Below are 13393 nucleotides of genomic sequence, written 5' to 3'. Positions count from 1 at the left end.
AGGAAATAGTGCTCCGCAGAACGGACTGCACGATAGGTGATGAGTGATTGACGTCCGACAGATTTTGCCGGCTTCGCAGACAACGACGCTTAGGTTGGCGGCTAAAAGCCGAGAAGGATGATCAATGCACCAGAACGATCGCGAAAATTTAGAACTCGATAAGCTATTGGTCGCCGATACTCAACATACATCGCTGGTACTTGAGCTTTGCAACCACACGGCTCACATTGTCAGGAACAGTTCACGGACTCAACACGGACTGCGAGAGGAGAAAGAAACATGTCCACTCATCGTAGTAACGGAGCAAGCATCGAGCAATTGCATCGTGAAATGGAGGCTTTAGCTGAAGAGATGAGACGCCCGGCCCCGACCAAAATCCGCACTACGTTGTTGCCGTTCAGCATCGGTGCTGCATTCGCGCTGACCCTGTTTGTCGCCGTCGCTTTTGTCGCAAAACATCTTTAATTCTCTGTCGGCTCAGATACCTTTTTTTCGTACTATCTGAGGCGCTGAAACAAACCTCATCGCTGTGCCCTCCTGGCAACCTCCCACCAACTAGCGCTTGTCGGCTATCTACCGTGCACAACTGATCAGCGGCGTCGTATAACTCACATCAGGTCCTGCCGCATAATCCAGTCCGGATTAGTCGGCACATCGTCCCTCGTCCTGAACGCCAATCTGACCAAACACCGTTATTAACCGAGTCGCCTCGGTTGTGTACCGCAGAAGTCACCACCCTGTTCTCCCTGCAACCGTGCCTTTTGGAAATGCCGCAGAAGGTGAAGTCGCTACGCTAAGTAGGGTGTGCCTGCCATATCTTGGCTTCCATCATTTGCGTAGCCGCGAGGTCTTCCTGAAACACCGCGTCACCTGATTCCACGACTGCTGCGCAGCCGGACGCAGGCTTCGCCAGCTGCTACGAATCGAGGGCGCCCCGAAAGGCGCCCCTTATCACATCAGGACGGCTCTGCATCCATGCGTCGAGCGATCACGTCCAGGGCATTGCCCGGGAGAAGGTCCGGACGTCGCAGATCGCCAAGCTGGAGGACGACTGGGATCAACAGGTGCAGGCACTGGTGAACATTGGCAGCCACCTGGTGAACCTCGGCAGCAATGAAGCCTTTCGCTCTATGAAGATTCCCCACATGGCAGACCGTAGCCGCTCAATTAGCTATCACGACCTGCTCGACGATCCGTCGGTACTGCTCGGGTGAAGCCGGCCGTAGACAAAGTAAATCTGTACCGCACGTGGGTCGCCAGCGCTGTCGAACGACCGTTGTGCCGCGGCTTTGAAACCGTGGGCAAGAAGGTCGTGTTCTGGTCGGTGGTCTGCTGGGAGGCGATCAAGTCAGGAGGCGAACGGAGCATTGTTCGTCCGTTTTCCACCGAGCAAAAGGCGCAGTGGGCGGTGCAGGTACTGACCATACATTACCCCGGCCGAGCGTACGCGCTGCTACGCCAGATCAGTGAGAATGATGTCGAGGCGGCTCAGATGGAGGTTTTCGAGCGTTCGGTGATGGACGACGTGTTGGCCTTGGAACTGACCGCCAAGTACGCAACAGCGCCGGATTAATCCCTTGGCTTTGAGGTGACCGTAGGCCGCTGGGTTCACACCCTGGCGGCCTTTTTTATTCGCACATGAAGAGGTATGTGGCTGCCTTCGTCGCGTTGCGCCTGAAAGGGTTCCTCTGACCTTTCAATCAGGAAGTAAAGCTTTGCCTTTTCATGCCGAATTACATTGAAATGACGTGATCCTGCGTAACGGATAACGTGCCCTATTGATCAGTTTTTATTCGAAAGTAGATGTACATGCCAAAATCAACGCGAGCACTTATCCATTACTCAACTGCCGAAGTCGATGTGTTCGATGTCCCCAACGGTCATTTCAACGTTAGGACTCAAGGGCGGCTATACACCATTGGGGTCGAAAGCCGAACAAAGATTGGTGTAACTAGAGCTCTCGCGCCACGCAGCGCTCTGCTGTTTACCGACGCGGCACTGGATAAATTTTCTACGCACTCATTTTGGACGCTGAATTTTTTTAAGAGATTGTTCGGCCAGCATCGAACCCTCACATTCGGTGATGTAACTTGGAAAATGAGTGATACGGTCCGCCAAGGTGATGTTCTACAGATAAAAGACATTCAGATTGTGCCAATTAAAGATCGCAGACGCGGAGTATGGCAACGTATCAAAGTAGTGGCTGCGCGGACCCTGGACGCAGTGGTTTTTGGTTCGATGGCTACGGCGATGACAGTGATCCTGGCGATACAATTCAGACGTTCTTATGATGCTCCCTATGTAATGATAGAAAAGCTAGTACCAGGTATTTACGATTATCTTGATACTGTAGGCCCATGGCTACTCCAAAAACTTCCTTTTGTGCTTGCTGGGTTGTTGGTAATTCTGACTATTCTTTTGATTCAGGCTTCGCGGCAGCTGGAGACCAAGTGTTTCCGGGATGATCTGAGTAAGCTGGGTTATTGAGGAGACCTAAACACTTTATGCGTTATAGCGGCGTCGTGATTTCCCGCTCAGACGCCAAAAGGCAATTCGTCATTCACGGATTGAAGGACGATAGAAATACAAATCGGGTAATCCTTTGGAGGCCACGTCGGGTAAGGGCTGCAATGCCTATCAAGAATCAACCGTAGACGAGGTAGGCGAAACGGCCCAAAGGGTAGATGAATGTGGCGTTGGAGCTGTTCGCGGGTAGACAGGCGTTAGATTTGAATATTCACAAATCAGTCCGTAAGCCACGAACGGCGGAGCCTGCAAGACGACACCACAATTTGTTAATGCCGAGGTTTGAAAATGGCAACGGGGACCTTTTTTGGCGTCCGACGATGCAGCCAGCAGAGCTTTTCAGTCAGGGAAAAAAGTCGCCGAGCGATTAATTTCTTAGCATAATATTGATGTGAACTCAGTTGGGAATGAGGGTATATGGCCTTAAAAAACCCTATGGACAAGAAGCCAGTTAAAGCAAAGGGCAATATCAAAAAAGCTAGATCTACGTCAGTAAAACGTGACAATTTTCTAGCCTCGACGGTTCAGCGCCTACGAGATATGGCCGGTAACGTTTGCTCCTTCCCTGGCTGTCATGTGCACACCCATGGTTCAAAGGCACTACACGACGGGCCTTTCAGCATTGGTGTTGCATGCCATATTAAGGCCGCCGCCCCCGGTGGTCCGCGATACGACACTAGTCAAACCCAAGCAGAGCGTAAGGATGTAAGAAATGGGGTTTGGATGTGTCAAACGCACTCTAAACTGGTAGATGCAGACGATTCACCTTATCCGGTGGAGACCTTGCATGAGTGGAAGCGCCTTGCTGAAATTCGCGCGAATGAAATGGTCAACAAACGAGCCTTTACCGAATTAGAGTTAAAGGATGCCGCACATACTGAATCAGTGGCATTATTAGAACGCTGGGTAAACCGGACCGGAAACCCAATAGACTCTCCTATCATTGAGGTTATGGAAGGCTATGAAGCAGGCTTAGAAAGTTTAGATCCACGATTTAAAGTGCAGGTCAATCGTGATGGGCAACAAATCAATCACGTTATAACTCCTGCTTCGAAAGACGCAAACTTCTGCATATTAATTAACGACATAGAAAATCTTGAAGGTTTTTTGTCTGCCGAAAAGGCTTTTTTTGAGGAAGGGCGCGAGCTTGTTATACCCTCGTCAAATTTTGAGCTTGCTGGCTCAAAGCTGTTTGAAGCCATTCATAAAAAATTTGATACAAAGCGCGCTGGCTCAATATCGCTTAGTAGCATAAAAAAGCCAATCAAGACTAATTTTTATGCTTGCGACTTGGATGGGCATGAATATTTAATAGAATCATTTATATCTAGTTGCAGCTCTGGAGCTATTCGCGCAGTAATAAACGGCGCGTGCCTAAGCGACTTACTTGTATTTAAAGTGGCAATTGAAGGCGACAAAAGCCTTACGAAATTGGATATGTCGTTTAACCTTGAAGCATGGAAGGGGTTGAACATCTTAGAGCTTCCGCTTTTCAGTAGACTGGTGCGCGCCCTATCTTACTTAGAGAAAGGACACTTTGTTGTTGAGTTTGAAATTGAAAATGAATTACCTAGGTTTGATTCAAGTCAAAATGGCGACATCAGAATATTTGTTGACGAGTTCACTGAGGTCATTTCGGCTCTTCATAAAGCTAGAAAAATCGCTGAAAAATGTGAAAGTGCGATTATTCTGAAAAACATAAACATCGATGAGCGCACTCAGCGATTTCTCAACAAGTACTCTCGCCTTATATCTGGCCCAGTCAAAAGTAAGCGCACACCTTCCATGCTGTGCTGGGGGCACTTTAAATTCTACGAGGGCTTTACCCTTGACTACCTTAACTCCAAGGGAAAAGCAAATCACATCACAATTAATGAGGTCGGTGGTTTTGCATGTGATATTTTTGGCCAGACTATTAAAGCCCCGAGAATATCGACTAACTATATCAATATCGAGTCTCTAGTGTTTAGCGATCTGGATAACAGAGAAAGTACAATATATGAAGTCCGCACAACTGAAGAAACGCTAATTGAATCTAATTTGCTTGAAGGAGATCATTGGGAAGTACTTAACAGTTTTCCAAACTCATAGATAGAATGGCGAGCACCTCCGACTGATGCAAGGCAACTCAAGATGAGTTAGCAGCAAACCAGCCTCGAAAACCATCAACCTTTACCAACCATACCGGACACTCAGTAAAAATATGCGGCTCCTCCCGAGAGGATGTGCCGCAGGGAGAATTTTGGGCCTCGCCGTGTCCCTGAGCATGATCCATTTTCGGAGGTTGCCGCGAGCCCTTGATTCTGTGAGTTCTCCTGCCCTCCGTACCACAACCATCAGGGGGGCCAGACGAGCAGAGGTATGACTCAGATAGATTTATCATGGAAACCGACTCATGTGTTCCGAATGTATTCTGCTACCTTCTATGCCGATCCTTGGCGTACATTCGTGATCCACGGACATGGGCTTGAATTTGAAAATGGATACATCTGCTCAAGATCGCGTAATCTCATTCGGCAACGGTCTGGCTGCAATACCGGAACGCCTGCTGCTAGCCCACGCACGAGGCCAGGTCCTATTTATATGCGGCGCAGGTATTTCGATGCCTGCTGAGTTACCAGACTTCCGCCAACTTGTAGTCGACGTTTACGAAAAGCTAGACCCCGGCGTTTATGCAGTTATTTCGAAGTTACCACGCGGTGCTTGTAACCAATGGAAAGCAGATGTGTCGCATCTCAATGCCCCTCAAAAGGCGGAGGTACATCGGTTCATCATCGGAGACTTCGACGTAGTCCTAGGCATGCTTGAAAGACGTCTTGATGGTCGAACACATGGTGGCAGTCAAGTTAGACATGCTGTAGCCGAACGTTTGCGAGCTGGTGATACCAAGCCAGCTCCTATTCATCGCGCTCTTATGCGACTTGCGGATCGAGGGGGCGCAGTTACTATCGTCACAACAAACTTTGACCAGCTTCTTGAGCGTGCAGGGAAGCGTCGCGGCTCTAAAATCCAGACTTATTCACTCGGGGCGATCCCCAGGCCCACTCGACAGTTGGATTTCGCTGGAGTGTTTCACATCCACGGCGTACTTGAGCCGCAGCCAAATCGTGTTTCCGAATTAGTTATTTCAGACCAAGACTTCGGCGAGTTTTATCTACGTCGTCGAGTTGTACCGGATCTTATTTATGATGCTGCCCGCTTGTACCACTTAGTCTTGGTTGGCTACAGCGCCAACGATCCGCCAATGCGATACTTGTTAAATGCGGTGGCTGCAGATGGATTTCGTTTCGGAGACTTGAAGGAGAGATTCACGTTTTTCGGCTCTGGCACACCTGACCCAATCGCGCTTGAGGATTGGAAGGCGCGCGGTATTACACCAATACACTACGATGATCAAAACGAACATTCCGCATTACGCGAAACACTTGAGCGCTGGGCAAATTTTTCGGCAAATAATGGAAGTCCACGCCGTGTAGATGCCGAAATTCGGAGGATCGTGAGAAACCCCAGAGCACTATCGCCGGAAGCGGATCGCGACTTGTTCGATCATTTGATTAGAAGAGGCAATACAAGTGAACGAATTAGATTGTCTGCGCTAACGTCTCGTGGAAAAGCTGACCTCGGCTGGCTCGATGCAATCATTAAAATCGGTGCAGAAAAAGACCAGGATCGCCGCCCATGATTGCGGATTTGGCATATCTCGATGAGCAAGACCGCGCCTCGCTGCAAGCAATGATTGTGTTTCTTGAGCAACGATTAGCGGACGCTGGAACGATTGACTGGGCACTGCGTTTAAGACCGCAGCAGCGAGTGGAGCGCATTGCCATTGAGTATCTGCTGCGAAGTCCTCATGGACGCAATCTCGATGAGCCCTGGAACTCTACATGGCAGTTGATCGAAGAAAGCTGGTCAACCCCAAGGATCGAATCGGATCCATCAACTGCGATCTATGACATTCAAAATCGGCTTCGCGCAGGAGATCGTTCGGGGGCAGTCATTTCAAAGATTGTAGCCTGCGTCATGCCGACCCTGAGCGTTGAACCACGCGACTCCTGGTACCGCCAATTTGCAAAACGACCAAGCCGTCCTAGAACGTTCGAGCACCTGCTTTCCGCAAAGCTGACCAGCGGCGAGCTAATGAATTTAGACGTGCTCGAACTGGCACGCTTAACTGAAATAGCCTTCCTAAAGGAATTAGGGATTGCGTTGGAATCAGCTATAAATCTCGGCCTTCAAGTAGCTAGACGGCTCGGCTGGAATGATCAAGATAATTACTGGAAGCTTGGGGATTTACGACGGGTATATTATGCAATCGGTACACCCAACGACGATAACGACCGTGACCCCGATGCTTTTCACACTGGAATCGCCCCATCAGTCAAACTTCTTTTCGCAGTTGTCGGGCGGATCGCGGAGCTAAGCCCTCCTGATGCACGGCAATTTGTCCAACGGTGGAGGAGCGAGCAATCATCTGTCTATACACGTCTTTGGGCAGCCGCGGCTCGGAATCCAGAACTCGTTGAGCCCATACAAGTTATCGCGTTCCTAGCCAACCTCGATGACCTCCACTTTTGGAATTTGCACATTTTTCCGGAGATCGCAGAGCTTCGTGCGATACGATTTGGCGATCTAGACCTCCTGTCTCAGAAGGCGATAGCCAAGCGAATACACAAAGGGCCTCCGCGCAATTTCTGGCCGAAAAAAGTAGAGGCTGAAAAAATCAAAGAGGCCCGAACTTACCAAGCTGTCCGAGAATTTAGACGGATCGAAGCCGCGAGAGGAGCGTTGCCACTGGATGAACAGGAATGGCTGAACTCAAACCTTAGTCGGTTCGATGATTTGATAGACATGGGCGTGGATGGAGGGCTTCCGAAAGGTCCCACGGCGTATTGGGTTCAGCCAAACCCAGATTCAAAATATGACTCTATGACTGGGGTGATTCGCTTGCGAGCGTTGGAAACTGGCCTTTCAACTAGTCGTGACGGTTGGAGTCACAATCCTTCAGAGGGCGCGAATGACTGGCTTCAAGAGTTCGATAATACACTGCTAGTACTACGGGATCTTGAATCAACTGGCAATGGCGGAGACGATTTTCCGTATGTCTGGAACCGTTTCGGTTGGGCACACGTACCGACCATGAAAGATGGCAACGCTACTCTTAATCGTGACCTTCAATCTGAAGCTGAGCGGGTGCTCTCGATGCTGATCCAAACCACCGAGGACACACTCTCGGTGGCAATCGAGGGAGTCTGCGCCTGGTTGGATGCTTGGCGGATACAAGTTGTACTTTCCAATCTGGGCTTGTCTGTATGGGAGAAGGTTTGGCCATTAGCTGTCGAAGCTACCAATATACAAACTGCCCACACAGATGATGCAAATCTCAACGTTTTGGTTCGTAGCGCAAACGATGACGATGTGCCCATGGATCTGGATACGTTAAATACGCCTGTAGGAAAGCTAGTGGGCGTATTCATTGAAGCCTGGCGATCGCTCGCCGGCGTCGAGGCTCTCTTCGCCGAGGGCACCGTCACCCGCACGATGCGGGATACAGCAATTAGTGCAACTGGCCGCAGCGGTTTGATCGTTCGCCATCGCTTTATCGAGCATTTGCCGTATTTCCTTCGCACTGATCGACACTGGGCTGAAGTAAACCTGATTTCGCCATTGTTGATAAATGATGATGCCTCAGTCCCCCTCTGGCGTGCTGTAGCGCGACGTACACGTTACAGCGACGTTCTGAAAATCATCGGCAACGAAATGGTGGAAAGGGCCAATGATCGGCGCCTTGGGCGCGAAGCTCGACAAAGCTTGGTTTTCAGCCTTGTCATAGAAAGTTTGCACTCTTTCAGAGAGGCGCGTGAACCAGCTGTATCCGCTCCAAAAATTCTCCAAATGCTGCGGAATTTGGACGATGAAATTCGTGCCACTGCAGCTAAAGCGGTCCAGCAATTTGTACGAGAACTGTCTGCTAGTAAATCAGATGAAATAGACACACCTGGCGCCGCTGAACTGTTCAGAACGGCAGCCGCGCCATTTCTCAAACAGGTCTGGCCCTCAGAGCGCTCCTTGGCTACTCCCGGCGTTAGTGGTGCGTTTGCTGCTCTCCCAGCGGCATCAGAAGACGCTTTTGGTGAGGCCGTCGATGCCATTGAACGCTTCCTCGTTCCATTCAAATGCTGGTCATTGATTGACTACGGCCTATATGGTGAGGTCCATGGGGAGAAGAAGCTTTCCATTATCGACAGCGAGTACAAAGCTAGAGCCTTACTCCGTCTGTTTGATCTCACCATTGGAAACGCGGACGGAGCAATTATTCCTTACGATCTCACTGAGGCATTAGATCAAATACAATATGTTTCTCCTGAACTTACAAAAAATCCGATCTATAGACGACTCTCTACTGCGGCTAGGCGCTAATGGTATCCGGTCTTACTTATGCACATCGATCGCATCTACGATAAAAGTTGGATGTCTACTGTGCACTGCGACACTGAGTCTTGACGGTCGTCAGCGTCTCGTCAAAGAAGTAGCGATCCTTACCTGAAACACGTCGGGGCCCCTGGCAATTTAGACGGAATACGGGTGCTGAAACTCGCGTAAATTTGTTAGCGGCACCCCGCCAAAGTTAGTTAACTGGTTAACTCGGTTGGTAACTAAGCTGAAAGCCTTGCAGGGCGTGGCTTGTAGCCCGGTTAACTAAGCATTTGAGCTGGTTAACTCGGCAGTCCTTCAATTCACCTGAGAGCCAAGCCGGCCGAGGCTTTCAGGGCGGTTAACTAAGGAGTTAACCGACTAAATTACTCGGTTAACTGGTTAATCACTCGAACCGGCAGGTTAAATCGACTGAGAAGCAAGCGGGCTGTGGCTTTCAGGGCAGTTAACCAAGAGTTAACCGACTAATTCACTCGGTTAACTCTGGTTAACTGGGTTTGGTCAACTCAAGTGGCAGCTGTCGATCTGGCAGCTTCTGTTCCCCCAATAAAACACTGGGGTACAAGTTCCCCCTCTCAAGCCCCCGGAAACATTGGCTGTTCCCACTGTTCCCCCGTTCCCCCGTTTTTTGAAATCAGTCACACATTGGATGACGACCAGCCGCGACACATTGGAGTGGTTAATTTGCCTCTGTAGCGAGGGGCAGCAATCGACCCTATGCTGTCGGTGGTGGGGTAGAAGTCAGTCAAACACCGAAGAAAAAAATCAGCTCTCTTTTCCACGAGTGCTATCTGACCATGAGAAATATTGGGGTATGAAATTTTCCTTGGTAAGCGGGCAACGCCAACTGGCGCAGCCAAACCTTTCCGGAATATGCCCAAGCTGTGGGCGCACTACGCATGCGAAGTGCGGAGAGTTGAAAGCGTGGCACTGGGCGCATCAAACCATGCGTGATTGTGACTCCTGGTGGGAAAAAGAAACTGAGTGGCACCTCGATTGGAAAGACCAGTTTCCCGCTGACTGGCAGGAGATTGTTCACCATACCGAGGACGGTGAACGACACATTGCAGACGTGAAGACTCATGATGGCTGGGTGCTCGAGTTCCAGCACTCGATCATCCGACCTGAGGAGCGCCGATCTCGCGAGGCCTTTTACCAAGCCTTGATTTGGGTGGTGGATGGAAAGACACGACAGAGAGATGAAGCTAAGTTTTTGAGCGCGTGGGCTAATGGTGTGCCTCGCAATCGGCTTTCGTCCAAGCGGAGAATCAACTTACCCGGGGGCGCCTTGTTAAGGGATTGGGCGGGCAGCACCGCGCATGTTTTCTTTGATTTCGGAGACAAGAGGACGCTTTGGTGGCTCTTCCCTGCTAGCGACGATGTGAGAGCGTACGTCTTCCAAATTTCGCGCGAGGAGTTCCTCAGAATCCATCGGGAGATCAGCGCGCATGGGGAAAGCAAATTCGATTCGCTTGTGCAGAACTTCACCGCATTCATCGCGGATTACGAGTCACCGCCACCTGTACCGCAACCTCGAAAGCTGAAAGAAATTTCTCCGCACCCCAATCGCACGTCAATGATTCGAAAAAAATTCCGACTTTAGGACACCTTTAATCTCGTTGTTCCGGCCGTCTAGCCTGTGAGGAACAACGGAAACCGAACAGAAGTCACCTCCTGTGAATGCCTGCTGCTAGCCGGTTGTTGCCAATCATCGTGGATCGCAGATTTCGTAGCGCCGAGCGGCGCTGCGCGACTCTCCAATTTTTTGAGATGTCTCAAGAACTTAGGAATAGAAGATCCCGAAACGGGGAACGAACGGGGAAAATTGAAGGAGGTTGAGGCCAGAAACGAAAAAGGCCCACCGTAAGGTGAGCCTAAGTCGTTGTTCTATATGGTGCCGGCACCAGGAGTCGAACCCGGGAACTACTGATTACAAGTCAGCAGCTTCGCCAGGGCATCCTAAAGTCAAAACGGCCCCCAAAACGGCCCCCAACTGATTGCAGTCATGTACATGCACCGCTGGAAGCCTTGAAAACATTGGAGCGGGTGAAGGGAATCGAACCCTCGTTATCAGCTTGGGAAGCTGGAGTAATGCCATTATACGACACCCGCTCAGAGCGGCTGACTTTGTACCAGATGTGCGCGTGGAAATGAAGTTTTTCTTTGCGCTGGACTGCTTTAGCGCAGAGGCAACACGGCACACACCACAAAACGGTCTATCGCGGGCAAGCCTCGCGCCTACAGAAATACGTTCAACGACTGTAGGGCGATGCTTGCTCGCGAGGACGCTGTTTCAGATTGCCAGTGCATGGTGATCCTGGACGTAGTGGTAACGCGTTCGGCTGGCGTGTGGTTCAGGTTTCAGGAATCCCAGCAGTGCATTGCGGCTGTCTCGGCAGGCGGCTTTGTGTTCCATGTCGAGAAAGTGGCCGGTGGCTTCCAGGGTCGTGAAGGTGGCGTGTTGCACATGGTTGGCGAACAAGCGCGCGCCATCGGCGGCGGTGTATTCGTCCCATTCGCCGTTCATGAACAGCACCGGTACGTTGATTTTCTCCGCCGCCTTCAGGAAGCACTGGCGGTCACTGTGCAGCAGGTCGCTGATGTGGAAGTGCATCTGCCCGTATTCATGGTCGGCCAGGCTGCTGACGTGTCGGTAGTTGAAGCGCTTGAACAGAGTCGGCAAGTGTTTACCGATGGTGCTGTTCACCAGGTTGCCGACCCGGTCGCCGTCGCGGCTGCCGAGGTAGTCGACGCCGCGCTCGAGGTAGTCGAGCATGTGCGCGTTGATCTCCGGGGAGAACGAGCTGATCACGGCTTTTTCGATCCGGCGTGGCTGGTGCGCAAGGGCGACCAGGGTCGCGGCGCCGCCCCAGGAAAACGACAGCACGTGTTCGGCGCCGAAATGGTCGATCAGTTCCAGAAGGATCTGCCCTTCGACTTCCTTGGTCAGCAATTTCTCATGCAGGTTATGGGCCTTCGACTTGCCCGCGTAGGGCTGGTCGTAGCAGACCACGTTGAACTGCGGATGAAGGTTTTTCACGGTTTGTGCAAACGACGCAGTCGTGGCCATCGAGCCGTTGACCAAGATAATGGTCTTCTCTGCGGCGTCTGCGCGATAGAACTCCGTGTAAACCCGATACTGACCCTGTATATCCAGCACAGCGATTTCTGGCCTCATGTCATAAGACTCCTGGCAAGCGGGTATGCGCGCAAATGAGATTGCACGAGCTTTGTGACAGGTAGGCATACGCCTGGAATTTGGAGGCCCATGTCGATCCGTACAGCAGGTCGACGGGTATTATTATTGGCGGGCAGTCTGCCGGTCTGAGGCGGAACCTGAGGGTTCTCTAACCGACAAAAAGTTTCTTAGAAGTATGTTGTGACTCGTCAGTCACATTTCGGCTGACGACCTGATTCAAGCAGGGGTGACGTCTTCGCGCAAGTGTCATTGGTAAATTGTTCGACAACTTCTGCTGAGCGGTCGCCTGCTTAGATCAATTGAATCTCTTCGGTGCGCAATGCGCGGTACTCGCCCGGTTTTAGCGCGTTATCGAGCGCCAGCGGGCCCATGCGCTCGCGGTGCAGGCGCAGGACCTTGTTGTCGAAATGACCGAACATGCGCTTCACCTGGTGGTACCGGCCTTCGACAATGCTCAGCCGCGCCGATTTCGGCCCCAGCAGTTCCAGCCCGGCGGGCTGGGTGGTCAGGTCTTCGAAGGCGAAGTACAGCCCTTCAGTGAACTTCAACGCATATTCCGGGCCGATGTCCTGCTCGGTCTCGACGTAGTAGACCTTGGGCAGTTTGGTCTGCGGTTGGGTCAGGCGTCGCGACCAGCTGCCGTCATTGGTGATCAGCATCAGACCGGTGGTGTTGAAGTCGAGGCGGCCGGCGATGTGTAAATCGTCCTTGTCCGGTTCGTGGATCAGGTCCAGGACCGTCGCGTGCTCGGGGTCGCGGGTGGCGCTGACGCAGCCGGGTGGCTTGTGCAGCATGAAGTAGCGCGCAGGTTTGCCGGCTTGCAGGACCTCGTCATCGACTTCGACGCGGCTGAACTCGAGCACCTCGGCATGTGGGTCGCTGACGATACTGCCGTCGATCCGCACGCGCTTTTCCACCAGCAACAGACGCACCTGCTTACGGTTGAAGCGCGGCAGGTTACTGAGGAAACGGTCAACGCGCATGGCAAGGGTTCGGTGGGAAAAGGGCCGCGTATCTTACGTGATCGGCCGGGCGCTTGCTTACAGCTGCGCCTCGACCTGCGCGCAGCGTGGGCACAGGCAGGATTTATCGCGCAGTTCCGGCGGCAGCGCTTCGAGCACGGCCGGGTCGATGCTGACGCCATAGCACCAACAGGCGCGATCAGCGGTTTTCGGATCGGCCAGGGTGCAGTCGTTGGACGCACCGCAGGCCGGGCAGAAGTCAGGCTTGTTCATG

11 protein-coding genes and 1 tRNA gene are annotated in these 13393 nt (G+C 51.8%); 8 read left to right on the top strand and 4 right to left on the bottom strand.

What is annotated here, in order from left to right; genetic code table 11:
* Positions 1-279 precede the first annotated feature (279 nt).
* The 8 genes from H8F22_RS07030 to H8F22_RS06995 all read left to right on the top strand — a co-directional run bounded on the left by H8F22_RS07030 (position 280) and on the right by H8F22_RS06995 (position 10561).
* Positions 280-465 (top strand): hypothetical protein, encoded by a 186-nt coding sequence (locus H8F22_RS07030; protein WP_027925568.1) that lies wholly within the window; start codon positions 280-282, stop codon positions 463-465.
* A gap of 611 nt (positions 466-1076) precedes the next feature.
* The gene (locus H8F22_RS07025; protein WP_194939884.1) at positions 1077-1214 is read left to right on the top strand and encodes a hypothetical protein; all 138 of its coding nucleotides are present in this window, start codon (positions 1077-1079) and stop codon (positions 1212-1214) included.
* Positions 1211-1573: a hypothetical protein gene (locus tag H8F22_RS07020; protein WP_194939883.1), complete on the top strand. Its 363-nt coding sequence runs from the start codon at positions 1211-1213 to the stop codon at positions 1571-1573. The genes H8F22_RS07025 and H8F22_RS07020 overlap by 4 nt, the downstream gene beginning before the upstream one ends.
* Positions 1574-1809: 236 nt before the next feature.
* On the top strand, positions 1810-2487 hold the full coding sequence (locus tag H8F22_RS07015) for a hypothetical protein (RefSeq protein WP_194939882.1): 678 nt from the start codon (positions 1810-1812) through the stop codon (positions 2485-2487).
* A gap of 456 nt (positions 2488-2943) precedes the next feature.
* Entirely contained in the window at positions 2944-4617 is a 1674-nt protein-coding gene (locus H8F22_RS07010) for a hypothetical protein (protein ID WP_194939881.1), read from the top strand.
* A gap of 376 nt (positions 4618-4993) precedes the next feature.
* A complete protein-coding gene (locus tag H8F22_RS07005) occupies positions 4994-6208 on the top strand; it encodes an SIR2 family protein (protein WP_194939880.1) in 1215 nt (404 codons plus the stop codon).
* Positions 6205-8943, top strand: coding sequence for a hypothetical protein (locus tag H8F22_RS07000; protein WP_194939879.1), 2739 nt, complete (start codon positions 6205-6207; stop codon positions 8941-8943). Before H8F22_RS07005 ends, H8F22_RS07000 begins: the two co-directional genes overlap by 4 nt.
* An 829-nt stretch (positions 8944-9772) precedes the next feature.
* Positions 9773-10561 carry a competence protein CoiA gene (locus H8F22_RS06995; RefSeq protein WP_194939878.1) on the top strand — a complete coding sequence of 263 codons (789 nt, stop codon included), beginning with the start codon at positions 9773-9775 and terminating at the stop codon, positions 10559-10561.
* 435 nt (positions 10562-10996) lie between these two features.
* On the opposite strand, the gene H8F22_RS06990 is transcribed toward H8F22_RS06995, so the two are convergent.
* The 4 genes from H8F22_RS06990 to H8F22_RS06975 form a co-directional block, all read right to left on the bottom strand.
* A tRNA-Gly gene (locus H8F22_RS06990) sits at positions 10997-11070 on the bottom strand.
* 181 nt (positions 11071-11251) lie between these two features.
* Positions 11252-12136, bottom strand: coding sequence for an alpha/beta fold hydrolase (locus tag H8F22_RS06985; protein WP_027925565.1), 885 nt, complete (start codon positions 12134-12136; stop codon positions 11252-11254).
* A 311-nt stretch (positions 12137-12447) separates the two neighbouring features.
* Complete coding sequence (locus tag H8F22_RS06980) at positions 12448-13140, bottom strand: pseudouridine synthase (protein WP_027925564.1); 693 nt, start codon at positions 13138-13140, stop codon at positions 12448-12450.
* A gap of 57 nt (positions 13141-13197) precedes the next feature.
* A complete protein-coding gene (locus H8F22_RS06975; protein ID WP_027925563.1) occupies positions 13198-13392 on the bottom strand; it encodes a cysteine-rich CWC family protein in 195 nt (64 codons plus the stop codon).
* Between the last annotated feature and the right edge of the window lies 1 nt (position 13393).

It is taken from the genome of Pseudomonas mucoides (assembly GCF_015461845.1).
GTDB lineage: Bacteria > Pseudomonadota > Gammaproteobacteria > Pseudomonadales > Pseudomonadaceae > Aquipseudomonas > Aquipseudomonas mucoides.
The sequence above is the reverse complement of the archived record's forward strand: the minus strand, read 5'-3'. Positions and strand labels throughout refer to the sequence as shown.

Excerpts from the sequence above, each read along its gene's own strand:
- H8F22_RS06995 (WP_194939878.1), top strand. The coding sequence starts at position 9,773 with ATGAAATTTTCCTTGGTAAGCGGGCAACGCCAACTGGCGCAGCCAAAC.
- H8F22_RS06985 (WP_027925565.1), bottom strand. The coding sequence starts at position 12,136 with ATGAGGCCAGAAATCGCTGTGCTGGATATACAGGGTCAGTATCGGGTT.
- H8F22_RS07000 (WP_194939879.1), top strand. The coding sequence starts at position 6,205 with ATGATTGCGGATTTGGCATATCTCGATGAGCAAGACCGCGCCTCGCTG.
- H8F22_RS06975 (WP_027925563.1), bottom strand. The coding sequence starts at position 13,392 with ATGAACAAGCCTGACTTCTGCCCGGCCTGCGGTGCGTCCAACGACTGC.
- H8F22_RS07030 (WP_027925568.1), top strand. The coding sequence starts at position 280 with ATGTCCACTCATCGTAGTAACGGAGCAAGCATCGAGCAATTGCATCGT.
- H8F22_RS06980 (WP_027925564.1), bottom strand. The coding sequence starts at position 13,140 with ATGCGCGTTGACCGTTTCCTCAGTAACCTGCCGCGCTTCAACCGTAAG.
- H8F22_RS07010 (WP_194939881.1), top strand. The coding sequence starts at position 2,944 with ATGGCCTTAAAAAACCCTATGGACAAGAAGCCAGTTAAAGCAAAGGGC.
- H8F22_RS07015 (WP_194939882.1), top strand. The coding sequence starts at position 1,810 with ATGCCAAAATCAACGCGAGCACTTATCCATTACTCAACTGCCGAAGTC.